Genomic DNA, 25,108 nt, shown 5'->3' with positions numbered 1-25,108 from the left:
CTTCCCCTCCTCAGCCCAGGAGTCCCGCGACGTGCTGGAACCAGGCGGTCAGCGGCGGCGGCAGGTAGAGGCCCGCGGCCAGCACCAGCCCGAGATGGCCGAGCATCGGCACGGTCGAAGCCTGGATCGGCGCGGAGGATCCGGTCGGTTCGCCGAAGGCGAGGCCCTGGACACGAAGCAGCAGCGCCCCGAAGGCGATAAGCAGGCCGAGGACCAGCGGCACCGCCAGCAGCGGCTCGCGGGCGAAGGTCGAGCTGACCACCAGGAACTCGCTCATGAAGACGCCGAGCGGCGGCAGGCCGGCGATGGCGACGACGCCGGTCACCAGCCCCCAGCCGAGCACGGGGTGGCTTTCCGTCAGGCCGCGGATCTCCGTGATCTTCTGCGTGCCCTTGACCTGGGCGATATGGCCGACGGCGAAGAAGATCGCCGACTTGGTCAGGCTGTGCATCGTCATGTGCAGCAGGCCGGCGAAATTCGCCAGCGGGCCGCCCATGCCGAAGGCGAAGGTGATGATGCCCATATGCTCGATCGAGCTGTAGGCGAACAGCCGCTTGATGTCGCGCCGCCGGTACAGCATCAGCCCGGCGAACAGCAGCGAGGCCAGGCCCATCACCGCCATCAGCGGCCCCGGCGCGATCGCCGCCGGATGGGCGGCCAGCAGCATCTTGAAGCGCAGCACGGCGTAGAGGGCGACGTTGAGCAGAAGCCCCGACAGCACGGCGGAGATCGGCGTCGGGCCTTCGGCATGGGCGTCGGGCAGCCAGGCATGCAGCGGCGCGAGGCCGACCTTGGTGCCGTAGCCGAGCATCAGGAAGATGAAGGCGAGGTTCAGCAGCGCCGGGTCGAAGGCGGCGACGCGGTCGATCAGCACCGTCCAGACCATGGCCTCCAAACCTTCGCCGACGACCGGCTGCGCCGCCATGTAGACCAGGATCGTGCCGAACAGCGCCATCGCGATGCCGACGCTGCCGAGGATGAAGTACTTCCAGGCCGCCTCGATCGCCTCCGGCGTGCGGTACAGGCCGACCATCAGCACGGTGGTCAGGGTCGCCAGCTCGACCGCCACCCACATCAGGCCGATGTTGTTGGCGACCAGGGCCAGGTTCATCCCGAACATCATCGCCTGGTACATGGCGTGGTAGAAGCGCAGATGGCCGGGCGTCAGCCGCCCCGTCTCCAGCTCATGCGCGATGTAGCTGGCGCTGAACAGGCTGGTGGTGAAGCCGACGAAGGTGTTCAGCACGACGAACACGATGTTGAGGTCGTCGACCAGCAGATAGGGGCCGGGCTGCGGCTTGCCCAGGAACAGCAGCAGCGCCGACAGCAGGGTGAGCAGGCTGGCCAGCACGTTCAGCCGGGCAGAGAGCCGGTAGCCCGGCAGGAGCGCGAGGAGTGCCGCGGCCCCGGCCGGGATCAGAAGCACCAGGAGCACGGGATTCACCGCAAGGGCCGTCATCGACGCTCTCCCCGGAAGCGGTCGAGCGCCTGCACGTCCACCGTGTCGAAGCGCTCGCGGATGCGGAACAGGAAGACGCCGATGACGATGAAGGCGATCAGGATCGAGAAGGCGACGCTGATCTCCACGACCAGCGGCATGCCCTTGGCGCCGGCGGCGGCGAGGACCAGGCCATCCTCCAGCGACATGAAGCCGACCACCTGGCTGACGGCATTGCGCCGGGTGACCATCATCAGCAGGCCGAGCAGCAGCACCGAGAGCGCGAAGGCCAGGTCCTCGCGCGCCAGCGGGTTCGCGGCCGCCGTGACCCGGAGCATGACCACCATCGAGAGGGCGACGAGCCCGATCCCCGCGAGCATGGTCGGACCGATACCGACCACCGGCTCGATCTCGCGGTGGATGCCGAGCCGGGCGACGATCCGGTGCAGCGCCACCGGGATGATCATCGCCTTGAACAGCAGCGCGATCACGGCGGTGACATAGAGATGCGGCGCGTCCTGGATATAGGCCTGCCACGCGACCGAGAGCGAGAGCACCAGGGCATGGATGGCGAAGACGTTCAGCAGGGCGTAGAGCCGGTCCTGGTACAGCAGCATGAAGCTGACCAGAACCAGGCCGCCGGCGAGAAGATGCGCGACGTCGAAGGTCAGGCCGTCCATCTAGAGGCTCCGCGAGACGAACAGGAGCAGCGTGCCGAGCAGGCCGAGCATCAGCGCCGCGCCGAGGAAGTTCGGCACCCGGAAGACGCGCATCTTGGCGACCGCCGTCTCGAACACGGCCAGGGCGAAGCCGCCCACCGTCAGCTTGCCGGCATAGGCGGCGATGCCCACGGCATAGGCGGCCGGGCCGGCGCCGGACGGCGCCATGCCCCAGGGGGCGAAGACGCAGGCGATCAGGGAGATGTAGAGCAGCAGCTTCAGCGACGCGGCGAGCTCGATCACCGCCAGGTGCCGGCCGGAATATTCCAGCACCATGGCCTCGTGCACCATGGTCAGCTCGAGATGGGTGGCCGGGTTGTCGACCGGGATCCGCGCGTTCTCGGCGATCGCGACCGCGATCAGGGCGACGAGCGCGAGCCCGAGCGACACCCTCAGCCCCACCTCCGGCGACAGCATCATGCCGGCGACCGTCGACAGCTGGGTGGAGCCGGCGACCAGGGCCAGGGTGAAGACGATCATGATCAGGGCCGGCTCGGCCAGGGTGGCGATCATGGCTTCGCGGCTGGACCCGATGCCGCCGAAGCTGGTGCCGATGTCCATGCCGGCCAGGGCCAGGAAGAAGCGGGCACTGCCGAGCAGCGCGATGATCGCGATCAGGTCGGCCGACCAGCTGAACACCAGGCCGCGGGCGAAGGTCGGCACCAGCGCCGCCGCGACCCAGGTGGCGGCGACGATCAGGTAGGGCGCCACCCGGAACAGCCAGGAGGCGTGCCCGGCCAGCACCACCTCCTTGCGCAAGAGCCGGATCAGGTCGCGATAGGGCTGCAGCAGCGGCGGCCCGCGGCGGCGCAGCAGCCGCGCCTTCACCTTGCGGACGAAGCCGGTCAGGAGCGGCGCCGCCAGCAGCACCAGCATCATCTGCAGGCCCTGCACCGCGAGGTCGAGGATCACGCCCATATCGACAGCACCAGCAGCAGCGCCACGAGCATGAGGAAGACCAGGCTGAGATAGCGGCGGATGGTCAGGAACTGCAGGCGGTTGAACCGGTCGGCCAGGACCGCGACCGTGCCGGCGATCGGGGCATAGATCAGGTCCCAGACGAGATCGCGCACCTCGACCCGCAGGCGGGCCGGCCTCATGTCGCCGGGGGGCGGCATCTCGACATGCTCCCGCGCCCGGAAGACGACCGCACCGAAGACACGGCGGACCGGCTGGGCGAAGCTGCCGGCGCTGTATTGCGTCGCCGGGCTGGGATCGGGGAAGCCGCAATCCCAGGCCGGCGCCCGGCGCAGGCCGCGGGAGGCCAGCCGGTGGATGGCGAAGGCGGCGAGCGAGGCCGAGACCGCGATGAAGAGGAAGACGAGAAGGCCGTTATAGGAGCTGCGGCTTTCGCCGACCGGGACGATCGACAGCCAGGCGACCGCGGTCTGTCGCGGCATTTCCGCCCCGACCAGGCCGCGCACCGCCGGCGCCAGCGCGTCGATCGCCAGGCCGGGCAGGACGCCGAGGACGAGGCAGAGGCCGGCCAGGCCGGCCATGGCGCCGAGCGACCAGCGATCGACCTCCCGCGCCCTGGCGGCCTCCTCGGAACGGGGCCGGCCGAGGAAGGCGATGCCGAAGACCCGGACGAAGCAGGCGGCGGCCAGCGCCGCGGCCAGCGCCAGCAGGCTGCCGACGGCGGGGACCATCAGCTTCAGCCCCCATTGCGGCAACTCCGGGCTGAGCAGGATGGCCTGCAGCGTCAGCCATTCGGAGACGAAGCCGTTGAACGGCGGCAGCGCCGAGATGGCGGCGCAGCCGACCAGCATCACCAGCGCCGTCACCGGCATCCGGTGGATCAGCCCGCCGAGGCGCTCGAGGTCGCGCGCGCCGGTCGCCGTCAGCACGGCGCCGGCGCCGAAGAACAGCAGCGACTTGAACACCGCGTGGTTGACGCCGTGCAGCAGGGCGGCGGTGAGCGCCAGGGCGGCCGCCGCCTCCATGCCGTTGGCCCGGAACGCCAGGGCCAGGCCGAGGCCGACGAAGACGAAGCCGATGTTCTCGATCGTGCTGTAGGCCAGGATCCGCTTCAGATCGGTCTGCATCAGCGCCGACAGGACGCCCAGCACGGCGGTCAGCCCGCCGATGGCGAGCACCACTTCCCCCCACCACCAGTCGGGCGGGCCGAGCAGATCGAACACGATGCGGATGAAGGCATAGACCGCGACCTTGGTCATGACGCCGCTCATCAGCGCGGAGACGTGGCTCGGTGCCGCCGGATGGGCCAGCGGCAGCCAGACATGCAGCGGCGCCAGCCCGGCCTTCGATCCGGCCCCCACCAGCACCAGGATCAGGGCCGCTGCCGCCACCCACCCCGGACGGCCGGCGGCGCGGATCGCCTCGAAGGCATAGCCGCCCTCGGCCCCGGCGAGCAGGCCGAAGGCCATGAGCAGCGCCAGGGTGCCGAAGCTCGCCATCAGCAGGTAGACGTAGCCGGCGCGGAGGTTCTCGCCGTCGTGGTGGTGCGCCGTCACCAGCGCCCAGGACGCCAGCGACATGAACTCCCAGCTCAGAAGGAAGGTGAAGGCGTCGTCGGCGAGGATCACCAGGGTCATGCCGGCGAGGAAGGCCGGGAAGAACGACAGCACGCGGTGCGGCGCCGATTCGTGGCGGCCGTAGCCGAGGCCGTACCAGCTCGCCGCCGCGGCGCCGAGACCGACGATCGTCAGGAACAGCGCCGACAGGGCATCGACCCGGAACCTCGCCCCGATCCAGGGCAGGCCGAGGGGCAGCGCAATCGTCTCGGCCACGGCGTCGCCGGAGAGGAGATGGACCAGGCCGGCCGCGCCGGCCACGACCGAGACGGCGAGGCATCCGGCATAGACCACCCGCATCGCCGCCTGCCTCCCAACGGCGACGGCGTAGGCGGCCAGGCCGAGCAGGATCGCCACACACCAGAGTGCCGTGCCGACGACCATCGATCGCTCCCCGCTATCCTTTCAGCCGGACCCCGCGGCCGCCGCCCTGGCTGGCCGCGCCGTCGCCGATCAGCTCGATCCCCGCGGAGTCGAGGGCGCCGACCAGCTTCACCAGGGAATCGACATTGCCGCGGATCACCCCGCCGCTTCCCTCCATGCGCTGGATGGTCGGCAGCGACAGACCGGACAGCTCGGCCAGCATGCGCTGGTCCATGCCGAGCAGGGCCCGGGCCGCCCGCAGCTGGGCCGAGGTGATCATGTATCAACCATCACTTATGCGATTCAGAAACTCATATATGCTGGATATACCTGTGATAATGCCATTTCAAGCTGGACTCTCGATAATCCGCGCATGAGCATGCCGTGACGTCGCCTCGGCTTCACCGCGGGCGAACGGAGACCCTGCGGATCGCAGTCCACGGGACGGGAGGAGTGCCAGATGCCGGCGCGCGAACTCTACGGGCGGTATCGGCAGCGGATCGAAGCCCTGGCCGCTCGGCCACCACAGCCGAGCGATGCCTGGTTTCCCGAAATGCAGCAGATCCTGCGCAGCTTCACCGAGGATGCCCGGGTCCTCAGCCCCTCGCGAACGCATCTCCTGTGCTGGGAGCTCTGCGAGCAGTTCGAGGAGGAGGCCTATCGAGCCGCGACGCTCTACCGGAGGGATGTCCTGATCGCCGCGGTCAAGGGCTTCGAAGGGATTGCGGGGGACCGGTGACCGATGCCGTGCCACAGGGGGTCGGCATCCCGACAGCGGACATCGACCGACCGCCGGGGATCTCCGCGCTTTAGGGCGCGCAGTCACCGCACAGCCGCCTCAGCCCCGGATCGGGTTGGCCTTGGCGAAATGGCAGGCCGCGAGATGGCCGTCGCCGGCCGGCGCCAGGGCCGGCCGTTCGCGGGCGCAGATCTCCTGCGCCAGCGGGCAGCGGGTGCGGAAGCTGCAGCCGGACGGGATGGCCGACGGGCTGGGCACGTCGCCCTGCAGGATGATCCGCTTCTGCGTCCGGTCCGGGTCCGGCTCCGGCGCGGCCGACAGCAGCGCCTGGGTGTAGGGGTGGTGCGGCGCGCCGTAGACCGCCGCCTTCGGCCCGGTCTCGACGATCCGCCCGAGATACATCACCGCGACCCGGTCGGCGATGTGGCGCACCACCGCCAGGTCATGGGCGATGAACAGGTAGGACAGGCGCTTCTGCTCCTGCAAATCCTGCAGCAGGTTGACGATCTGGGCCTGGATCGAGACGTCGAGGGCCGAGACCGGCTCGTCCGCCACGATGAAGGCCGGGTCGACCGAGATCGCCCGGGCGATGCCGATGCGCTGGCGCTGGCCGCCGGAGAACTGGCGCGGGTAGCGGTCCATGGTCGAGGGCGGCAGCCCGACCTGGCGCAGCAGCTCCGCCACCTTGTCGCGACGCTCCTTCCGCGACCGGACCAGGCCGAACACCTCCAGCGGCTCGGCGACGATGTCGGCGACGCTGCGCCGCGGGCTGAGCGAGCCGTAGGGGTCCTGGAAGATCATCTGCACCTGCCGGCGCATCGCCCGCATCCGGCCGCGCGACAGCCCTGTCAGCTCGGTACCGTCGACGAAGACCTGGCCGGCGCTGGGCTCGATCAGCCGCAGCAGCAGCCGGCCGAGCGTGGACTTGCCGCAGCCGGATTCGCCGACCAGCGCCAGCGTCTCGCCGCGGCGGATCTCCAGCGACACATCGTCGACCGCCCGCACCGCCGGGCGCGGTGGCCCGAAGCCGAGGCCGCCGCCATCCTGGAAGGTCTTGGCCAGCCCCTCGGCCCGGACCAGGGTCTCGGTCGCAGCGCCGGTCATCGCATCGCCCTCGCGCCAGGCGCCGGCTCGGCGGCGGAGGCTGCCGCAGCCGTGACCCAGCAGGCGGCGCGGTGCTGCGGGCCGAAATCGAACATCGGCGGCCGCTCCACCGCGCAGCGGTCGACCCGCAGCGGGCAGCGCGGCTGGAACGGGCAGCCGGCGCCGAGGCTGCCGGCCTGCGGCACCGATCCGGCGATCTGGTAGAGGCGCCGCCGGTCGTCGTCGAGCCGCGGGATCGATTGCAGCAGCCCCTGGGTGTAGGGGTGCGATGGCCGCCGGAAGATCGAGCGGACATCGGCATCCTCGACCACCCGGCCGGCATACATCACGATCACCCGCTCGCAGATGTCGGCGATGACGCCGAGATCGTGCGAGATCAGCAGCACCGCCGTGTTCAGCGTGGCGCGGATCCGCTTCATCAGGTCCAGCACCTGGGCCTGGATGGTGACGTCCAGCGCCGTGGTCGGCTCGTCCGCGATCAGCAGTTTCGGGTTGCAGGCGATGGCCATGGCGATCATCACCCGCTGGCGCATGCCGCCGGAGAACTGGTGCGGATAGGCGCCCAGCCGGCGCTCCGGGTCGGGCATGCCGACCAGCCGCAGCATGTCGACGGTCTTGCGCCGCCGCTCCTCCCGGCTGGCATGCTCATGCAGCAGGATGGCCTCGCCGATCTGGTCGCCGATGGTCATGACCGGGTTCAGCGAGCTCATCGGCTCCTGGAAGATCATGGCGATGTCGCGGCCGCGGATCTCCGGCATTTTCGCCCGCGGCAGGGCGAGGAGATCGACGCCGTTGAACAGGATGCGGCCCCGGGCGATCCGCCCCGGCGGCTCCGGGATCAGGCGCAGGATCGACAGCGAGGTCATCGACTTGCCGGAGCCGGATTCGCCGACGATGCCGAGCGACCCGCCGGCCTGGATCTCGAAGCCGACGCCGTCGACCACCCGCAGCGGCGCCGCCTTCGGGCCGAATTCGACGGCCAGGTCCTCGACCTTCAGCAGGGGCGCGGTCACGGGGCGGTCTCCGGGTCCAGGGCGTCGCGCACCGCATCGCCGAACAGGTTGAAGGCGAGGACGACGCAGGTGATGGCGAAGCCGGCGCCGATGATCGGCCAGGGCGACCCGAACAGGTTGTTGAGGCCGTCGCGGATGATGTTGCCCCAGCTCGGATTCGGCGGCTGGGTGCCGAGCCCGAGGAAGCTGAGCGAGGCTTCGAGCCGGATGGCCGAGGCCACCCACAGCGTCACCAGCACGACGATCGGCGCCGCGATGTTCGGCACGATGTGGCGGAAGATGATCACCGGGGTGCTGACCCCGACCGCCACCGCGGCCTCGATATAGGGCTCCTGCTTCACCGCCAGGGTCTGGGCGCGGGCGACGCGGGCGAAGCCGGGGACGAAGGCGACCGTCAGCACCGCGACGACGTTCCAGAAGCCGCCGCCCAGCGCCGCGGCGATGATGATCGCCAGCAGCAGCTCCGGGAACGCCAGCAGCAGGTCGACGAGGCGGGAGATGACGCGGTCGACCGCGCCGCCGAAATAGCCGGCGACGACGCCGAGCGTGGTCCCCACGATCGCCGCCAGGGCCGGCGACAGCAGGCCGAAGATCAGCGAGTTGCGGGAGCCATAGATCATCCGGGACAACACGTCGCGGCCGAACTGGTCGGTGCCCAGCCAATGCGTCCATGACGGGCCCTGGTTGATCTTCAGGATGCTCTGCGCCAGCGGGTTGTAGGGCGCGATCCAGGGCGCCAGCACCGCCACGACCACGAAGATCGCGATGACCAGGGCGGCGAAGATCGTGGCCGGCCGGCCCAGCACGATCCGGGCCAGGATCGCCAGCCGGTTCGGGGCCGGGGCGATGATTTCAGTGGTGTCGAGGATCGCGGCCATCACGCCACCCGGATCCGCGGGTCGATGACGATGTAGACGAGGTCCATCACCAGGTTCACCAGCACCACGAACAGGGCGAAGACGATCACGCCGCCCTGGATCACGGCGTAGTCGCGCTCGGTGATCGCGCCGATCAGCAGCTTGCCGATGCCGGGGCGGTTGAACACCAGCTCGATCGCCACCGACCCGGACAGCGTCGCCAGCAGGCTGAGGCCCATGCCGGTGGACAGCGGCAGCAGCGCGTTGCGCAGCCCGTGCCGGTAGATCACCCGCCGCTCGCTGGCGCCCTTGGCCCGCGCCGTCCGCACATAGTCCTTGCCGAACACCTCGAGCAGCGAGGTGCGGGTCAGCCTTCCGAGGAAGGCGGCCTTGACGAAGGCCAGCGTCATCGCCGGCAGCACGATGTGGTGCAGCCGGTCGACGAAGCCGTCGCCGCCGCCATTGATCGGGAACCAGCCGAGATTGAGCGAGAAGGTGATCAGCAGCAGCGCGCCCAGATAGAAATCCGGGATGGCGTAGCCGATCAGCGAGAACACCCGGACCCCGGCATCGGGCATGCGGTTGCGGTGGGTCGCCGCCAGCACGCCCAGCGGGATGCCGGCGACGAGGCCCATCACCATCGCCGCGACCGTCAGCTCGATCGTATAGGGCAGGTTGTAGGCCAGCAACTGCAGGACCGAGGTGTTGTTCATCAGCGACCGGCCGAAATCCAGTGTCAGGACGCCGCCGAGGAAGTCGAAATACTGCTGCCAGAGCGGGACGTTCAGCCCCATCTTCTCGCGGAACGCCGCGATCTGGTCCGGCAGCGCATTGTCGCCCAGCGCCGCCAGCGCCGGGTCGCCCGGCAGGATGCGCATGCAGACGAACACCAGCGTCAGCACCAAGAGGATGGTCGGAACCGCATCCAGCAATCGCCACATCAGATACCGCGCCATGGCGGGCCCTCCCCTGCGGGGTCAGACGACGGTCTTGGTCGCCCGGTGGAAGCGCCAGCGCGCATACCCGCTCTTGATCGGGTAGCCGAGATCGACATTGCCCCGGCGCGCGGTGGTGAAGGACAGGGTGGACAGGCCGATCAGCGGCAGGTCGCGCAGCACCTGCAGCTCGATCTTGCGGCAGAGACCGTCATAGGTCGCGAAGTCGGTCGCCTGCAGGGCCTGGGACAGCAGGTCGTCGATGCCCGGCATGACCACGCCGTAATGGCTGTAGTTGCCGCCGCCCTTGCCGTCCGACTTGACCTCGGACTGCGCCGACAGCTGCTGGAAATACAGCTGGGTCGGAATCGGCGGGTAGCTCGACGAATGCATCGCCAGGGTGTTCTTGTCCGAGCGGTTGTCGGCGTGATAGGCGGTGTGGTCTTCGATCCTCAGATCCATGTTGAAGCCGGCCAGGCGGATCTGCTCCTGCACGATCAGCATGGTCGAGGAATAATCCTCGCGCTGACTGCACAGGGACGGGAAGCTGATCCCGTCCGGATGGCCGGCCTCCGCCAGCAGCGCCTTCGCCTTGTCCGGGTCGTAGGGGTAGCGCAGCTCCTCCGGCAGGTCCCCGGTCTTGAAGCCGGCCGGGAAGAAATCGGGCTGCAGCCCCGCCATGGTCCCGCCCATCGGCGCCAGCGCCTGGGCCACGGCCGGGCGGTCGATCGCATGCATCAGCGCCTGCCGCACCTTCAGGTCGTCGAAGGGCTTGCGGGTCAGGTTGATGTGCAGGGTGTTGAACGACCCCGGCACGGTCATGTCGATCTTCAGCGACGGGTCGCGCTGCTGCATCGAGGCGACCCAGCCGGGGGCGCGCACCGCCTCCATGATGTCGATATCGCCGGACAGGAGGGCCAGCGTCCGCGCCGAGGTGTCGGCGATGTAGACGCATTCGACGGTGCTGATCTTCGCCTTCTGGCCCCAATAGCCGTCATGGCGCTTCATCACCGTGCCGACCTGGGTGTCGAACTTCACCAGCTCGTAGGGGCCGGTGCCGACGGCGTCGGTGCCGAAGGCGTCGCCCATCTGCTCGGCCGCCTTCTTGCTGACGATCGAGGTGTTGTTGTTGAACACCGAGGAGCCGAGGAACAGCGCGTCCGGGCTCTTCAGGGTGATGGTCACCTGGTAGGGTCCGTTCGCCACGACATCGGCGATGTTCGACAGGATCGTCGTGTTGGTGCCCGAGGTCATCGCGCGTTTGAACGAATAGACCACGTCCTCCGAGGTCATCTCGCCGAAGCCCTTGTGGAACTGCACGCCCTGGCGCAGCTGGAAGGTCCAGGTCCTGGCGTCCGGCGACGAATTCCAGCTGGTCGCGAGCGTCGGCAGGAACTCCTCCGGCTTGATCGCGAAGGTGCCGTCCTCGGGGCGGACCAACTGCTCGTAGATCTGCTCGGTCGCCCAGTTGTCCGAGCCCTGGGTCGTCAGGTTCGGGTCGCTGCTGCGCGGCCCCTTCGCGGCGATGCCCATGCGGATCACATCCGCGTTCCGGGACGCGTCCTGCGCCCGGGCGCCGCCGAAGCCCGCCAGCGCCGCCGTGGCGACGCCGAGCCGAAGCATATTCCGCCTGCTGAACTCCATGGCCGTCTCCCCTGTCTCTTATCGGCGCCCGCGCGTATCGCTTTCAGCGCCGCTTGTTGATTTCCGCCTCGTCGACCTCGAGCCCGAGCCCCGGGCCCTGCGGGATCGCGAAACGGCCGTCTGCCGGCCGGGGCGGGTCCTTGAACCCGGCATCCATCCGGCCGGACGCGTCGGCGTATTCCGCCGGCTTGGTCAGGTGCATCAGCGCCGCCAGCACATGCAGGTTGGCGACATGGCCGATGGTCGGCTGGGTCTGGTGCGGCACCAGCTCGACCCCGTGCGCGTGGCAGATCGCGGCGCATTGCATCAGCCCGGTGATGCCGCCCATCTTGACGATGTCCGGCTGCACCATGCGCACCCCGGCATGGATCATGTCGACCAGCGCCTGCAGCGTGTAGGTCTGCTCCGCCGCCGAGACGGTGATGTCGAGCCGCTGCGCCACCTCGCCCATGCCGCGCACGTCGTAGTGCTGCACCGGCTCCTCGAACCAGATATAGCCGAGCTCCTCGAGGGCGCGGCCGACCCGCATGGCGCCACCGACCGAGTAGCCGTTGTTGGCGTCGAAGGCCAAGGGGAAGCCGTCGCCCACCAGCTGGCGCACGGCCCTGGCCTTGGCGATGTCGCCGGGGATGTCGAGGTCGAGGATCGAGCGGTCGCCGTCGCGGCGGATCTTGATCGCCGCCGGCGTCTCGCGCCGCCAGCGCGCCTCGACCACCCGCACCGTCTCGTCCACCGTGCGTCCGGCATTGCCGCCGATCGAGGCGTAGAACGGCACCTCGGCCCGCCAGGCGCCGCCGAGCAGCTTGTGCACCGGCAGCCCGAGCGTCTTGCCCTTGATGTCCCACAGCGCGATGTCGACCGCGGCCAGCGCGCCGGTCAGTGCGCCTTCCGGCCCCAGCTTGACGTTGCGGTGGAGCTGCCGGTCGTACAGCACCCCGGTGTCGAAGGCATCGGCGCCGACCAGGCCCGGCGCCAGGTCGCGCTCGATGATGCCGATGGAGTGCAGGCCGCCCTGCATCGGCGAGGCCTCGCCCCAGCCGACGACGCCGTCCTCCGTCGCGATCCGCACCAGGGCGCTGCGCCGGCCGGGCGGATCGCCGGGCTGCCAGCTGACCTGGAAGGCTTCGACCGATCTGATGCTGGCGGTTGGGGCCACGGTTTCGCTCCCGTCTTGTGGGTTACCTTACTCTTTTTGCATCCGTATGCAACATCGCCGCATCCGAATGGTCACGCATAGATCGAGGTCCGGCGGAACCGCGCCGCCACCCGGGCGCCGTCGACCACCAGCAGCTCCTCGGTCTCGAAATAGTGCCGGCCCTTGCGCTCATAGGCGGCGGTGACGGTGCCGGAGGTGGAGAGACGCTGGCCGGGCGACACCGGCGCGAAATGCTGGGCCTCGCCGGACACGAACACCACGGGCGCCGGGAAGCGGAAGCTGCGGTTGGCGTCGAACATGGTCCGTCGGATCAGGCAGCCGGAATGGACCAGCCCGCCGCCGAGATACAGCGGATGGCCCTCGTCGAAGGCATTGAGCGAGCGCCGGAACTCCTCCCCGGTCAGCACCGCATTGCGCGAGCCGAGGCGGGTCCCGACCACCATGCCGCCGGGCTCGACCGCCTGCGGCGGCTCCGGCAGGGGCTGGACCGGGCAGTCCGCGACCGCCGGCGGCATCGGATCCTCGAGCGGCATCGCCACCCAGCCGGTCGCCACCTCCTCGCCATCCTCGTTGCGGAGGCTGACCTCGGACCGGCGGTCCGAGCCGGTGTCCGCCAGGGCCGAAGCCTCGGCGGTCAGCACGTCGCCGTCATAGACCGGCCGGCGGAACCGTGCCCCCATCAGCCCGTGCCGCAGCCAGTCGACGCCCCAGGAATCGACAGCGATGCGGCTGACATGGCCGTAGACGAAGGCGCCTGGCACCAGAGCCGCCTTGAAGCCCATGCGTCGCGCCACCGCGTCGTCATGCACCGATCCGCGATAGCCGGGGTCATCGTCGAGGCGGATCGGGATGCGCAGCGTGCGGGGGAAATCCATGGTCAGGCTCCCGGCCGGGGTTCGGTCGCCATCGCGCCACTGGCCTCGACCGCGGCGATCTCCGCCGGCGTCAGGCCGAGGATGTCGCACAGCACGTGGCGGTTGTCGGCGCCGAAACGCGGCGCCGCCCGGCGCTGGCTGCCCGGCGTGGCGTCGAGATGGACCGGCAGGCCGGGATGCGGATGGCGGCCGGCATCGGGATGCTCCAGCACCGTGAAGAAGCCACGATGCGCCAGGTACTCGCTGCGCGCCAGGTCGTGCGGGGTCTGCACCGGCGCCGCGGGAACGCCGGCCGCCTGCAGCCGGACCGCGACCGCGTGCTTGTCCTGAGCCCTGGTCCAATCGGCGATGATCGCGGTCAGCACGCCGATGTTCTCCTGACGCGCCGCCAGCGTGGCGAAGCGCGGATCTACGGCGAGATCCGCCTGCCCCATCACGCCGCACAGGGCTCGCCATTCCGCCTCGGTCTCGGCCGCGATCGCCACCCACTGGTCGTCGCCGCGCGCCGGGAAGGCGTCATGCGGGGCGGCATAGGGCGAGCGGTTGCCGTTCGGCTCGGGATCCCGTCCGGATTCGATCGCCGCCAGCAGCTCCGGCCCGATCAGCTGCATCGCGGCTTCGACCTGCGGGACCTCGATATACTGGCCCTCGCCGGTGCGCTGGCGGTGCAGCAGCGCGGTCAGGATGGCGGCCGTGGCGTTGAACCCGCCGATCGGGTCGAGATAGGAGGGGCCGGTGGTCTCGGGCTGGCCGCCGGGATAGCCGATCATGCCGGACATGCCGGTCGACATCTCCATGGTCGGGCCCAGCGCGGCGTAGCGCGCCATCGGCCCCTCGGCGCCGAAGGCCGGCAGCTCCGCCACGATGATGTCCGGCCTGATCCGGCGCAGGCTGTCGTAGTCCAGCCCCAGCCTGGCCAGCGTGCCGGGGCGGAAGTTGCAGATCACCACGTCGCTGACCGCCGCCAGGCGCCGGATGATGTCGCGCCCCTCCCTTATCTTCAGGTCGAGGATGCAGGACAGCTTGTTGACGTTCTGCGAGTTGAAGTGGAAGGCGCGGTCATAGGGCCGGTCGCCGGGAACGCCGTCCGGGAAGTTGATCGGGTTCGGCACCTCCTTGTTGAGGCGCCAGGAATTGACCCGGGTCGGGGATTCGACGTGGATCGGCTCGGCCCCGAGGAAGCCCAGCACCCGGCCCGCCATCGGCCCGGCCCAGGCCGTGGTCAGCTCGAGCACGCGCAAGCCCGCGAGGGGACCGGGTCCGGGGACGACGGCGCCCGAGCTCGGCCGCGGGACCGCCGGTGTGGGCGCCCAGCCATTGTCGGCGCCGAGGCGCGGCGCGGCGGAGCGGACCCGGCGCGGCGTGCGGCCCAGCCGCCACGGCGGCCCAAGGATCAGCCGCCCCTCCGCCGTGTCCCAATAGCTCCGACTGGTGAGATGGGCGCCGCCGCGCAGCTCCGTCGGGCGGTAGGCCTTGGCGGCGATCACCTCTTCCCGCTGCAGCGTGGCGACCAGATCCTCGGCGCGGAGATCCGCGACCTTGTCCTGGATGATCGCGAACAGCTCCGCCCAATGGGCGCGGCGTGGGATCGGCGCGCCGAAGCGTTCGTCGCGCTCGATATGCTCCAGGCCGAGCGCGCGGCAGACCGCGCTCCAGCGATGATTGTAGATCCAGATGCAGACCCAGCCGTCGCGACAGCGCACCTGGCCGGCCGGGATGTTCGGGTCGCCCCGGCCCTTCACCGTGCCGTTGTAGATGTGCTGCAGCACATAGGGAAAGCACATCGAAGCGGCGGTCTCCGCCTCGTCCACAGTGACGGCCTGGCCGAGGCCGGTGCGGTCCCGCGCGAACAGGGCCGCGGCGATCCCGACATAGGCGGCAAGGCCGGCGGCGAAGGAGGCGCGGCGGCCGCAGCCATGGAGCGGCTCGCGCCCATGGGCGCCGTTGTTGTGCATCATGCCCGACAGGGCCTGCAGCACGATCTCCGGCCCCTTCCAGGCGGCGAGCGGCCCGTCGGCGCCGAAGGGGCTGACCACCGCGGCAACGCAGCGCGGGTTGAGGCCGAGCACGTCGCGCGGCTCGGACCCGGGCGGCAGGATCGCGACATCGGCGCTGCGCAGTAGTTCGTCGAGGGCTTTGCGCCCGGCGGCGCTGCCCGGGTCGAGGCTGACCGAGCGCTTGCCGGTGTTGAGGTGGAAGAACAGCAGCGATCCGCGGTCGCCGGCCTCGCCGAAAGGCGGCATGCGGCGGAGGGCCGAGCCCGCCGGCGGCTCCACCAGCACGACCTCGGCACCGAAGTCGGCCAGCAGCCGGGCGCAGTACTGCCCGCCGACGGTCTCGGACAGGTCGACGACGTTCAGCCCGACCAATGCAGACATCGCTGCGTCGCCTCCCCCGGCTTCCTCTTTGGCCAGGACGGTATCGAGTCTTGCATCCGTATGCAACACCTCTGCATAGTGCCGGAAGCGATGATGGCCGGGGCGGGATTCCGGCCGCGGCCGTGCTATGGCTGAGGCGGGCGACAGCGAGGGGAAGCGACCTTGAGTTCCGGAGACCTGCGCAAACCGATCACGGCGCGCCAGCTGGCCCGGCTGATCGGCGTCAGCCAGTCGGCGGTCTCGCGCGCCTACACGCCCGGCGCCTCGATCTCGCCGGAGATGCGGCAGCGTATCCTGACCATGGCCGACAGCCTGGGCTACAGCCCCAACGCCATTGCCAGCACGCTGTCGAAGCGGCGCAGCAACATCGTCGGCATCGTCGTCTCGGCGATGCAGAACCCGTTCTACCCGGTGCTGATCGAGAAGCTGTCGCGCGGCCTGCAGCAGGTCGGGCAGCAAAGCCTGCTGTTCAACCTGACCCATGGCGCCGACATCCGGCAGCAGTTGGCGGCGCTGCGGCAGTACAGCGTCGACGCCGTCGTCATCGTCTCGGCCGCCCCCCTGTCGGGCGCGGCGCTGAGCTGGGCGACCGAGGGCCGCACCGCGATCATGATCAACCGCGCGGTGCCGGATTCGAGCCTGAGCAGCGTCTGCTGCAACAATGCCGAGGGCGCCCGCGCCATCGCCGACCATCTGCACGCGCTGGGCCACCGCCGCGCCGCCTTCGTCGCCGGCGTGCCGCATGCCAGCGCCAATCTCGAACGGCAGCACGCCTTCATTGCCCGGCTGGCGGAGCTGGGCATGACCCTCACTGCCTCCGTCGCCGGCGGCGAGTACAGCTACGAGACCGGCTACCGCGCGGCGCTCGAGGTCGCGCGGACCGGCCGCCCCGAGGCGATCTTCTTCGCCAACGACATCCTGGCGGTCGGCGGCATCGACGCGCTGCGCGACGAGATGGGGTTGTCCGTGCCCGGCGACATCGCGGTCGCCGGCTTCGACGACATCGCCATGGCCGGCTGGCCGCGCTATTCGCTGACCACCTTCCGCCAGCCGCTCGACGCCATGGTCGAGCGGACGGTGCAGCTGGTGACCGGCAAGGCGGAGCCGGCCGACGGCAACGTCCACCTGCTGCCGGGCGAGTTGGTCGTGCGCAAGACCACGGCGGGGTGAGGCTGGGCGACGGAACGGAGCCGTCGACGTACTCGTCCGCCTTCTATCGAATTCTCTCTGAGTCCCCCCTCCCCTTGCGGGAGGGGGATAGGGGGAGGGGGTTTTCTCCGCCCGAGCCGGCTCGAGACGCCGACGAGCCGGAACCGTGCTAAACAAGCCTTTCGCGCGCGGACGCGCGCAGACCCCTCCCCCTGCCCCCCTCCCGCAAGGGGAGGGGGGACTTAAAAAGAAACGCGGCCAGGCTGCGCGCGTCCCCGGCCGCGGACATTGCCGGGGCGTCGGGATGGGGATCGCGCGGCGGGCCGGCAGCGGCATCTCACACCTGCAGCGCCGTGAGGTAGGGCTCGTTGGCGAGGTCGTCGCGCAGCCCTGGCGCGAGGACCAGCCGGTCGCCGGCCACCGCGCTGACATAGAACTGCAGGTGGTAGGGCGAGTCCGTGTAGTCGGGCGGGATGGTCGCCGAAAAGCCGTTGCCGCCACGCGGCATCGGCGTTGACCGCCAGCGCTCCGCCTGGTTGACGTGGCGATAGTGCAGCACCGGCTCACCGCCGCCCGGCAGCGCCGCCGCCAGATCGGCCCGCACCTCCAGCGCCTCGCCGCGCCGGAAGGTCGTCGGGGCGGTGACGCCCACGGCCAGGCCGCGGGTCGGCCCCCTCCCCTGCAGCCGCGCGATCGCCGCCCGGGTCCGGTCGTCGGGATGGACCGTCTCGTGCGGCGCCTCGGACCGCATCGCCTGCAGGTCGGTCAGCTCGATCTCGATCTCGCGCAGCCGCTGCTGCCAGGAACCGCGCAGCCAGCTCTGCGGCCCGTAGGTCAGGTCGTCGTGATAGACGTCGCGGGCGATGTCGGCGATGCCCTGCCAGGCCAGCACCGCCCGCTTCAGATGAGCCTCGGCCCGGTCCAGCGTCACCGCCGCCTTCGACAGCAGGAACAACTCGACCCAGGTCGAGGCGCGGAACTTCTGGGCGAAGAACCGGGCGATGCCGGACAGGATGCCGACATCGATGACGATGCGCTGGACCTCCGCCGTCTCGAAGGTGCTGCTGCCCTTCAGCGATACCAGCGCGCTGTCGCAGCCCCCGGCCAGCCGCTCCAGCCAGTCGGCGACGTCGAGCGGCGAATAGCGCCGGTCGGGACGGGCTTCGTGCAGCGCCTCGGCGAACTCCCGCGGCGTGGCGAAGAGCTGCGGGTCGAAGGTCGGCGCGTTGCCGAAGCGGACCGGGCCGTCCATGTCGCTGCCATAGGGCCGGCGGTTGCCGACCGTGCCGATGGGAAGGTTGGAGTAGATCTCCGGCCAGTAATGGTTGTTCGAGGCCGAAGGCCCATGCGCCAGACTGACCAGCGGCAGCACCCGGCTGGCCAGCGACAGCGCCGTTTCACACGCCTCGGCGGCATCGCCGCAGGTCCGGCGCAGATGGCGCATCCAGCCGTCACGATCAGCGTCGGGGTTGTAGAGCAGCCGCCCCCAGACCCGGTAGAGATAGGCATATTTCTGCCAGTCGTGTTTCGTCGCCAGGCCCTGCTTCTGGTAGTTGAAGCGCTGCCCCGGCACGCCCGTGCCCATGCGGCCCTTGAACGAGCCGGGCTCGCACCACTCCACCCCGTCCGAGCCGCAATAGGTCGAGCTGCGGCCGTAGCCGGCAGCCAGCACCGGGTCGCCCCACAGCAGCACGCGCTGGGTGCCGGCCCAGATCCGGTACAGCACCTTCCAGTCGCGGTCCTTGGCCAGCAGGTCGCCATAGCTGTAGCGCAGGAACTTGCGCGAGCCCTCGCTCAGCTGCTCGCGCTCGCTGCGCGCCACCTCGGGCGGGTATTCGCGCTCCCGGATCGCCGACTGGTGATAGGGCAGGCCCATATGCTCGGCCATGTATTTCGGCGAGGCGGTGATCGGCATGCCGGAGGCGCGGGCTAGGCCGATGGTCTCGTGGTCGAGACCCTTGCCGTGCATGTCGATCTCGACCGGCCGGCCGGCCGCGGCGACGCCCTGGAACGCCTGCTCCCAGAACGCGTAGTCGCCCTCGGGGATGCCGCCCTCGACATGCACCCGGAAGGTCAGGCCGGTGATCTCCGGCACCGCCTTCAGGAGTGCGGTGATGGCGTCGCGGCAATACGGCGCCAGGTTGTCCCGGGTGATGCCGCGCACGGTGTAGTTGGCGTTCGGGACGTCGTCGAAATCGTAGCGCTGGGTCCACAGCGCCAGCTGGAAGTCGAGCCCGCGCCGCGCCGTCTCACGGGCGATGAACTTCAGCGTCTCGAGATTGGCGTCGCGCTCCTCCGGCGTCAGCTCCTTGACGTCGACATCATAGCCGGAGAGGTCGAGCAGGAACGGGTACGGGAAGTAGAAGGTGACGTCGCGGATGAAGTTGTTGTGGTAGGGGTAGTTGTAGCCCATGCCCAAAGTCAGGGCGAAGCGGTTGAACCGCTGGCCGGCCAGCATCGACAGGTATTCGTGCCAGAATTGGCGATCGTGAAACCAACCCTTGTCCTCCTCCTCCGAGCAGAACAGGCGGGCGATGCTGCGGATCCGGGCAGAGGGCCGTTCCACCAGCGGCAGGGCGGGGCCGAACAGGTCGCCCTCGGCATGGCGCACCCGGTCGGCCAGTTCGGTCAGAGCATAGACCAGGCCGCGGGTGTCGAAGCCCCAGGCGAGGATGCCGTCCGCCGCCCGCAGCAGCGCCATGCCCTCCGCCGTCTCCGGCAGGGTCACCGACGCGGCGGAGGCCGCCGCCGCGGCCGCCCGGTCGCTGCCCGCCGCGACGCGGATGGTGAAGCCCTCCGGCACTCCCGCGATGGCGGCCGGGATATCGCGCTGCCGCAGGGCCCGCAGCAGCTCCTCCGCCGCCCAGCGGACCGGGGCCGAGACGATGACGGCGTCGCCATCGGGCATCAGCAGGGTGACGGAAGCGGGCGTGTCTGCAGCGGCCATGGGTGTCCTCTCGCTGGCGCGGGCCGGGCCCCCTGCCCGTCCCACGCCCCTGCTGGTGCCGGTCGTGATCGGTCGCCGCGCGCTCAGGTCAGCGCGGCGACCTCGTAATCGGCGATGCCGTCGAGCGTGAAGCGGACGGTGGTGCCGGTCTGGGTGAAGGGCAGGCTGCGGCCGGCGCGCAGGGCCTCCACCGCCCGGATCGTCCGGCCCGGCGCGACCTCGAAGGTCACACTCTGCGGGCCCAGCGGATAGGTCTCGCGCACCCAGCCGCGCATCATGTTCGGCGAGGTGTAGTTGAGGATGTGCAGCGCGTAGCCGTCCTGCGTCTGCCAGGGAAAGACATCGACCAGCCCCTGCCCCTCGATGCGCACCGGCTGGCGGCCGTCCAGCGCCCAGCGCACCGCATTCGCCATCAGCCGGCCGAGATCGCCATTGGTCGACAGCCAGAAGGAGCGGTCGATGTCGCCCGAGAACCAGACCACCCTGCCCTGCCCGTGCCGCCGCGCCGAGAGGGCGGTTTCCTGGGTCCTCGGCATGTCGGTGTAGACCATCTCCGGCGGGAAGGCGGCGTAGGGCTCGACGATGCTCAACAGATCGGCGCCGCCGGGCGCGACCGGCAGCCGGAACTCGCCATAGGGCAGCAGCGTGGTGTCGCCGAAGCCGGTGACGATCGGGTGGTCGCCCTCGATGCGGGCGAGATGCCCGCGCCGATGGTGCCGGTGCTCCCCCTGAGCGGCGCCGAAGGGCGGGCCAGCGACCTCGACCCCGAACAGCCGGGCCAGGGCCGGCGCGGCACGGCGGTGGCCCCATTCGTCGAAGCAGCCGCTCTCGAAGGTCGCGACCACCGCGCCGCCGCCGGCAACATAGTCCTCGACGGCCTTCGCCTGGGCGTCGGACAGCATCGCCGTGTTCGGCAGGACGATGGCGGCGAATTTCTTCAGCCGCTCCGCTGTCAGGTTCTGCTCGTGCAGGAACTCGAACGGGATCCGGGCCTCGAGCAGGGCGTAGTACCAGCCCTGCAGATAGTCGGTGACGTCGCCGCCGCCGGGCGGCTGGTAGAAGGCGTTGGTCCGCTGCGAGAACACGATGGCGAGGTTGGCCACCGGCGCCTCGTTGCGGAAATGCCGTTCATGCTCGGCCAGCCAGCCGAAGAAGGCCTCGCCGGTGCGGCGGAAGCGCTGGTCGTCCGGCGCGCCGCCGAGCCAGTGGTACCAGGGAACCATGCCGCTGGCGGTGGACTGCGCCATCCACAGCGTCGTTTCTTCCGGCGCCTTGGTGATGTGCCGCCAGAACGGGTCGGCATTGGCGTAGCCGCCGGTCACGTTGGTCACCGCCCGCCCGTCCATCACGGCATGGGCGACGCGGCCCTGCTGGGCGCAGTCCCACACCGGGGTCTGGTTGTTGCGGCCCTGGTGGTCGGCGTTGAACCAGCCGGCGACCTTGGCGATCGCCATCACGTCGGTCACCGCGCGGATGCCGCCGCCGAGATTGCCGACATAGAGATTCTCCGGCGACCTCTCCTTGGCGATGGAGTCCCAAAGCCGCCAGATCTCCAGCACCCGGTCCTCGTAGATCCGATAGAACTCCTGCGGCGGCAGCCCGGCTAGACGCTGATGCTCGGTGTTGTACCAGGGCGGCCGGCGGCCGGTGCTGGGCCAGCCATTGGTGAAGAAGCCGTCGATGTCGTAGCGGGCGTTCATCTCGCGATAGATCGCCGACATCTGCTCCGTATAAAAGGTCGAGAACATGCAGGTGCGGAACAACTCCGGCACCTCCGGATGGTGCACCGGCTGGCCGTCGGCGGTGCGCGCGACCCATTCGGGATGGGCCTCGGCACCGTCCGCGTAGCACCAGTTCGGATCCATCCGCGCCACCACCCGCATGCCTTCGCGCTTGGCCGCGGCGGCGAACTCCCCGAACAGGTCGCGGTCGCCGAGATAGCGGCTGCGGTGATGGTACGGGATCTCGGTCGGATAGAAGGCCATGATGCCGCCGCCGCTCAGCAGCAGCGTGTTGATCTTCAGCCGCTTCCAGTAGTCGATCCAGGCCTCGACATCGAGGATCTCGGGATCGCGCTCGTTGAAGTTGTTCTGCCCCGCGCGGCGCATCGTGTCGTACCAGAAGGTGCCCGGCGCGAGGACGCGCCTGTCGCCGGGGGCGCTGCCGGATCGAAGGGCGGTTGCGGTCATGGTCGTTCCTTCCCGAAGCAGTGCTGAGGCGGCGGGGCGCCTCAGGCGATCTTCGCCTTGTCCAGCCGCCAATAGGCGTAGCCGGACGACACCTCGTAGCCGAGCGTGACCCGCGGATCGCGGGCGATGAGATAGCCGTTGGTGGCGATCGGCAGGACCGGCAGGTCGGTCATCACCTTGCGCTCGGCCTCCTGGATCAGCGCCAGGCGCTTGTCGTAGTCCGGCTCGTTCCCCGCCCGGTCGAGCAGGTCGTCGATGCCCGGGATGGCGACGCCGTAATGCGAGTAGTTGGTGCCGCCGCTGCCGTCGGACTTCACCTCGGCGGTCTTCGACAGGATGTCCGCCAGCGGCAGCGTCGGCACCGGCGGATAGGCCGACGAGTTCTGCGGCAGCGTGTTCATGTCCTTGCGGTTGTTGGCGTGGAAGGTGGTGTGGTCGATCATCTGCAGGTTGATGTTCACCCCGATATTCCGGAGCTGTTCCTGCACCACCAGCATCGCGGCGGAATAGTCCTCGCGCTGGCTGGTATAGGCGTCGAGGGTGAAGCCGTCGGGGTGGCCGGCCTCGGCCAGCAGCGCCTTCGCCTTGTCCGGATCGAAGCTGTAGCGGAGCTCCTCCGGCACCGTATCCGCCGTGTAGCTGCCGGGGAAGCCGGGCGGGTTGAGCCCATAGGTGCGGCGGCTGATCGGCGCCATGGCCTCGACGATCGCATCGCGGTCGATGGCGTAGGCGAAGGCCTGCCGGACGCGCAGGTCGTCGAGCGGCTTGCGCGTCAGGTTGAAGCTCATGGTGAACAGGCTGCCCGGCGCGGCGACGTCGAACAGCAGATTCGGGTTCTTCTGCTTCATCGCCGGCACCCAGCCCGGCGCTCGCACACCCTCGATCATGTGCACGTCGCCCGACAGCAGCGCCAGGGTGCGCGCCGTGGTGTCGAGGATGTAGATCACCTGCAAATTCTTGGTGACCGGCGCCCCGCCGAAATAGTCCGGGTTGGCCGTCATCATGATGCCCTTGGACGGGTCGGGATCGATGCTGACGAACTGGTAGGCGCCGGTGCCGACGGGGTCGCGCTGGATCGCCTCGCCCTTCTCCTGCACCGCCTTCCTCGACAGGATGACGCAGGAATAGTCCTGGATGGTGCCGCTCAGCAGCAGCGGGTCGGGCTGCTGCAGCGAGACCTTTACCCCGTATGTCCCGTCCGGCTGGACGTCGATGATGTTCTGGTACAGCACCTTGTTGCCGCCGACCTGCTTCGGGTCGCGCATGCGGTTCAGCGTGAAGACCACGTCGTCCGAGGTCATCTCGCCATAGCCCTTGTGGAACTGGACGCCCTGGCGGAGCTTGAAGTTCCAGGTCCGGGCGTCGGGCGACATCGTCCAGCTCTCGGCCAGCTGCGGCACGAACTCCTCAGGCCGCTCGGCGAAGCGGCCGTTGGGCGAGGCCACCAGCGTGTCGTGGATATGCACGATCGACCAGTTGTCGGCCCCCTGGATCGAGTTCGAGGGGTCGAGCGTGCGATTGTTGCGCGCGGCGAAGGCGATGCGGATGGTGTCGGTCGACTGGGCGGAGGCCCGGGTCCCGAGGGTCGCCGTCAGGCCCGCCCCCAGCAGCGCAGCCGATGCCCCGAGAACGTCCCGCCTGGTGAAAGGCATAGGTTCCTCCCCGTCGGATTTTTGGGCAAACGCATCCGCCCCTCGAATTCATGAGGACAGAAGCGGATCTTTGCCTGCGATGCACGAATGGTAGCGCTGCCATTTTTGGAGAGTCAAGACGTCACCTGGAGATTTATTTGGACCTGTCCGCCAGGACACGTCGAGGACGGCGTTCAGCTTGAATTGCGCCGCGTTCCGCCGCGATACTGCCGGCAGACCGGTAGGAGACGACCATTTCCGAGAAGCCCCGCAAGAGCCGCAGCGGCGGCACGCCGACCATGGCCGATGTCGCCGCCTATGCCGGCGTCGGCATGATCACCGTCTCCCGGGTGCTGCGCGAGCCGCACCGGGTGTCGGAGACGCTGCGGCGGATCGTCAACGACGCCATCCGTGAGCTGAACTACGTCCCCAATCTCAGCGCCCGCGCCCTCGCCTCCACCCGCAGCGGCGTGATCGGCGCGCTGGTGCCGTCGCTGACCCAGGTCGTCTTCGCCGACGTGCTGCGCGGCATCTATGACGGCGTCGACGGCACCGAGCTGCAGATCCAGGTCGGCAACACCCGTTACGACCCGCTGGAGGAGGAGCGGCTGGTCGGCCTGTTCCTGCGGCAGAAGCCGTCGGCGATGATCGTCTCCGGCATCAACCAGACGGCGCAGGCCCGGCGGATGCTGGAGCAGGCCGGCTGCCCGGTGGTGCAGATCATGGACCTGTCGCCCGACCCGATCGACCGGATCATCGGCTTCTCGCACGAGGATGCCGGCCGGCGGATGACGGAACACCTGATCGATCAGGGCTACACCCGCATCGCCTTCCTCAGCGGCTGGATGAACAGCCGGTCGGCCGGCCGCCGGGGCGGCTACCAGAAGGCGCTGGAAGCGGCCGGGCTGGACCGGCCGGGCCTGATCCATTCGATATCCGAATCCAGCCTTCGCCATCTCCTGGACAAGGTCAATCCGGCGACCGGGCGGCCGATGCTGGAATTCGCGACGCCCGCTTTGGGGCGCGAGCTGTTCCGCCGGGCGCTGGCCGCGGACCCGGCGCTCGACGCCGTGTTCTGCAACAACGACATCCTGGCGCTGGGCGTGCTGTTCGAATGCCTGCAGCGCGGCATCCGGGTGCCCGAGGACATGGGCATCGCCGGCTTCAACGACCTCGACTTCATGGAGGCGGCGGAGCCGAGCCTGTCGAGCGTCCGCACCCATCGCTACCGTGTCGGCCATTCGGCGGTCGCGGCGATCCGCGAGCAGCTCGCCGGCAGATCGCCGGGGCCGCGCATCCTCGACGTCGGCACCGAGGTGATGACGCGCCGGAGCACGGCACGCGCGACCCGCCGCACCTAGGCGAGCCATTGACAGGCATCGCCCCCTATGGCCCTGCCCCGCGGACCAGGGCGTCGCGAGCGTCGTCGGTTGGCGC

General features: G+C 69.7%; 19 protein-coding genes. 3 read left to right on the top strand and 16 right to left on the bottom strand.

Annotation, left to right across the window (positions count from 1 at the left end):
* Window positions 1-10 precede the first annotated feature (10 nt).
* The 5 genes from BWR60_RS09440 to BWR60_RS09420 are packed head-to-tail and all read right to left on the bottom strand — an operon-like array spanning window position 11 to window position 5,334.
* Window positions 11-1,459 carry a hydrogenase 4 subunit F gene (locus BWR60_RS09440; protein WP_088150760.1) on the bottom strand — a complete coding sequence of 483 codons (1,449 nt, stop codon included), beginning with the start codon at window positions 1,457-1,459 and terminating at the stop codon, window positions 11-13.
* Complete coding sequence (locus tag BWR60_RS09435; protein WP_088150759.1) at window positions 1,456-2,118, bottom strand: hydrogenase-4 component E; 663 nt, start codon at window positions 2,116-2,118, stop codon at window positions 1,456-1,458. Before BWR60_RS09435 ends, BWR60_RS09440 begins: the two co-directional genes overlap by 4 nt.
* Window positions 2,119-3,075 carry a respiratory chain complex I subunit 1 family protein gene (locus BWR60_RS09430; protein ID WP_088150758.1) on the bottom strand — a complete coding sequence of 319 codons (957 nt, stop codon included), beginning with the start codon at window positions 3,073-3,075 and terminating at the stop codon, window positions 2,119-2,121.
* The gene (gene hyfB / locus BWR60_RS09425) at window positions 3,066-5,075 is read right to left on the bottom strand and encodes a hydrogenase 4 subunit B (RefSeq protein ID WP_088150757.1); all 2,010 of its coding nucleotides are present in this window, start codon (window positions 5,073-5,075) and stop codon (window positions 3,066-3,068) included. Before hyfB ends, BWR60_RS09430 begins: the two co-directional genes overlap by 10 nt.
* Before the next feature lie 13 nt (window positions 5,076-5,088).
* Complete coding sequence (locus BWR60_RS09420; RefSeq protein WP_088150756.1) at window positions 5,089-5,334, bottom strand: helix-turn-helix domain-containing protein; 246 nt, start codon at window positions 5,332-5,334, stop codon at window positions 5,089-5,091.
* A gap of 180 nt (window positions 5,335-5,514) precedes the next feature.
* Here BWR60_RS09420 and BWR60_RS09415 point away from each other — a divergent pair, with 180 nt between their 5' ends.
* Window positions 5,515-5,793: a hypothetical protein gene (locus BWR60_RS09415; protein ID WP_088150755.1), complete on the top strand. Its 279-nt coding sequence runs from the start codon at window positions 5,515-5,517 to the stop codon at window positions 5,791-5,793.
* A 99-nt stretch (window positions 5,794-5,892) separates the two neighbouring features.
* On the opposite strand, the gene BWR60_RS09410 is transcribed toward BWR60_RS09415, so the two are convergent.
* The 8 genes from BWR60_RS09410 to BWR60_RS09375 form a co-directional block, all read right to left on the bottom strand.
* Window positions 5,893-6,897 carry an ABC transporter ATP-binding protein gene (locus BWR60_RS09410; RefSeq protein ID WP_088150754.1) on the bottom strand — a complete coding sequence of 335 codons (1,005 nt, stop codon included), beginning with the start codon at window positions 6,895-6,897 and terminating at the stop codon, window positions 5,893-5,895.
* Window positions 6,894-7,910, bottom strand: coding sequence for an ABC transporter ATP-binding protein (locus BWR60_RS37625; RefSeq protein WP_088150753.1), 1,017 nt, complete (start codon window positions 7,908-7,910; stop codon window positions 6,894-6,896). The genes BWR60_RS09410 and BWR60_RS37625 overlap by 4 nt, the downstream gene beginning before the upstream one ends.
* The gene (locus tag BWR60_RS37620; RefSeq protein ID WP_088150752.1) at window positions 7,907-8,788 is read right to left on the bottom strand and encodes an ABC transporter permease; all 882 of its coding nucleotides are present in this window, start codon (window positions 8,786-8,788) and stop codon (window positions 7,907-7,909) included. Before BWR60_RS37620 ends, BWR60_RS37625 begins: the two co-directional genes overlap by 4 nt.
* Entirely contained in the window at window positions 8,788-9,723 is a 936-nt protein-coding gene (locus tag BWR60_RS09395) for an ABC transporter permease (RefSeq protein WP_088150751.1), read from the bottom strand. The genes BWR60_RS37620 and BWR60_RS09395 overlap by 1 nt, the downstream gene beginning before the upstream one ends.
* Before the next feature lie 21 nt (window positions 9,724-9,744).
* On the bottom strand, window positions 9,745-11,325 hold the full coding sequence (locus tag BWR60_RS09390) for an ABC transporter substrate-binding protein (RefSeq protein WP_179221698.1): 1,581 nt from the start codon (window positions 11,323-11,325) through the stop codon (window positions 9,745-9,747).
* A 64-nt stretch (window positions 11,326-11,389) separates the two neighbouring features.
* Window positions 11,390-12,502, bottom strand: coding sequence for a mandelate racemase/muconate lactonizing enzyme family protein (locus BWR60_RS09385; protein ID WP_088150749.1), 1,113 nt, complete (start codon window positions 12,500-12,502; stop codon window positions 11,390-11,392).
* Window positions 12,503-12,573: 71 nt separating this feature from the next.
* On the bottom strand, window positions 12,574-13,377 hold the full coding sequence (locus tag BWR60_RS09380) for a MaoC family dehydratase (RefSeq protein ID WP_088150748.1): 804 nt from the start codon (window positions 13,375-13,377) through the stop codon (window positions 12,574-12,576).
* A gap of 2 nt (window positions 13,378-13,379) precedes the next feature.
* Window positions 13,380-15,755 (bottom strand): CaiB/BaiF CoA transferase family protein, encoded by a 2,376-nt coding sequence (locus BWR60_RS09375; RefSeq protein WP_088150747.1) that lies wholly within the window; start codon window positions 15,753-15,755, stop codon window positions 13,380-13,382.
* A 162-nt stretch (window positions 15,756-15,917) separates the two neighbouring features.
* Between BWR60_RS09375 and BWR60_RS09370 the strand changes: the two genes are divergently transcribed.
* Window positions 15,918-16,925 carry a LacI family DNA-binding transcriptional regulator gene (locus tag BWR60_RS09370; protein ID WP_088150746.1) on the top strand — a complete coding sequence of 336 codons (1,008 nt, stop codon included), beginning with the start codon at window positions 15,918-15,920 and terminating at the stop codon, window positions 16,923-16,925.
* A 316-nt stretch (window positions 16,926-17,241) separates the two neighbouring features.
* Here BWR60_RS09370 and BWR60_RS09365 read toward each other — a convergent pair whose 3' ends face one another.
* The 3 genes from BWR60_RS09365 to BWR60_RS09355 all read right to left on the bottom strand — a co-directional run bounded on the left by BWR60_RS09365 (window position 17,242) and on the right by BWR60_RS09355 (window position 23,692).
* Complete coding sequence (locus BWR60_RS09365) at window positions 17,242-19,851, bottom strand: hypothetical protein (RefSeq protein WP_088150745.1); 2,610 nt, start codon at window positions 19,849-19,851, stop codon at window positions 17,242-17,244.
* 83 nt (window positions 19,852-19,934) lie between these two features.
* Window positions 19,935-22,040 carry an alpha-amylase family protein gene (locus BWR60_RS09360; RefSeq protein ID WP_088150744.1) on the bottom strand — a complete coding sequence of 702 codons (2,106 nt, stop codon included), beginning with the start codon at window positions 22,038-22,040 and terminating at the stop codon, window positions 19,935-19,937.
* Between the two features lie 41 nt (window positions 22,041-22,081).
* Window positions 22,082-23,692, bottom strand: coding sequence for an ABC transporter substrate-binding protein (locus BWR60_RS09355; protein WP_088150743.1), 1,611 nt, complete (start codon window positions 23,690-23,692; stop codon window positions 22,082-22,084).
* A gap of 278 nt (window positions 23,693-23,970) precedes the next feature.
* On the opposite strand from BWR60_RS09355, the gene BWR60_RS09350 reads away from it, so the two are divergent.
* A complete protein-coding gene (locus tag BWR60_RS09350; RefSeq protein ID WP_088150742.1) occupies window positions 23,971-25,032 on the top strand; it encodes a LacI family DNA-binding transcriptional regulator in 1,062 nt (353 codons plus the stop codon).
* Window positions 25,033-25,108: the final 76 nt, after the last annotated feature.

Origin of the sequence: Inquilinus limosus, from assembly GCF_002195995.1 — a bacterium.
In the GTDB taxonomy this organism is placed as follows: Bacteria; Pseudomonadota; Alphaproteobacteria; order DSM-16000; family Inquilinaceae; genus Inquilinus; species Inquilinus limosus_C.
The sequence above is the reverse complement of the archived record's forward strand: the minus strand, read 5'-3'. Positions and strand labels throughout refer to the sequence as shown.

Bases quoted from the DNA above. Each gene is read 5' to 3' on its own strand.
- hyfB (WP_088150757.1), bottom strand. From the start codon at position 5,075: ATGGTCGTCGGCACGGCACTCTGGTGTGTGGCGATCCTGCTCGGCCTG.
- BWR60_RS09440 (WP_088150760.1), bottom strand. From the start codon at position 1,459: ATGACGGCCCTTGCGGTGAATCCCGTGCTCCTGGTGCTTCTGATCCCG.
- BWR60_RS09410 (WP_088150754.1), bottom strand. From the start codon at position 6,897: ATGACCGGCGCTGCGACCGAGACCCTGGTCCGGGCCGAGGGGCTGGCC.
- BWR60_RS09430 (WP_088150758.1), bottom strand. From the start codon at position 3,075: ATGGGCGTGATCCTCGACCTCGCGGTGCAGGGCCTGCAGATGATGCTG.
- BWR60_RS37620 (WP_088150752.1), bottom strand. From the start codon at position 8,788: ATGGCCGCGATCCTCGACACCACTGAAATCATCGCCCCGGCCCCGAAC.
- BWR60_RS09390 (WP_179221698.1), bottom strand. From the start codon at position 11,325: ATGCTTCGGCTCGGCGTCGCCACGGCGGCGCTGGCGGGCTTCGGCGGC.
- BWR60_RS09435 (WP_088150759.1), bottom strand. From the start codon at position 2,118: ATGGACGGCCTGACCTTCGACGTCGCGCATCTTCTCGCCGGCGGCCTG.
- BWR60_RS09355 (WP_088150743.1), bottom strand. From the start codon at position 23,692: ATGCCTTTCACCAGGCGGGACGTTCTCGGGGCATCGGCTGCGCTGCTG.
- BWR60_RS09380 (WP_088150748.1), bottom strand. From the start codon at position 13,377: ATGGATTTCCCCCGCACGCTGCGCATCCCGATCCGCCTCGACGATGAC.
- BWR60_RS09415 (WP_088150755.1), top strand. From the start codon at position 5,515: ATGCCGGCGCGCGAACTCTACGGGCGGTATCGGCAGCGGATCGAAGCC.
- BWR60_RS09360 (WP_088150744.1), bottom strand. From the start codon at position 22,040: ATGACCGCAACCGCCCTTCGATCCGGCAGCGCCCCCGGCGACAGGCGC.
- BWR60_RS09420 (WP_088150756.1), bottom strand. From the start codon at position 5,334: ATGATCACCTCGGCCCAGCTGCGGGCGGCCCGGGCCCTGCTCGGCATG.
- BWR60_RS09375 (WP_088150747.1), bottom strand. From the start codon at position 15,755: ATGTCTGCATTGGTCGGGCTGAACGTCGTCGACCTGTCCGAGACCGTC.
- BWR60_RS09365 (WP_088150745.1), bottom strand. From the start codon at position 19,851: ATGGCCGCTGCAGACACGCCCGCTTCCGTCACCCTGCTGATGCCCGAT.
- BWR60_RS09350 (WP_088150742.1), top strand. From the start codon at position 23,971: ATGGCCGATGTCGCCGCCTATGCCGGCGTCGGCATGATCACCGTCTCC.
- BWR60_RS09395 (WP_088150751.1), bottom strand. From the start codon at position 9,723: ATGGCGCGGTATCTGATGTGGCGATTGCTGGATGCGGTTCCGACCATC.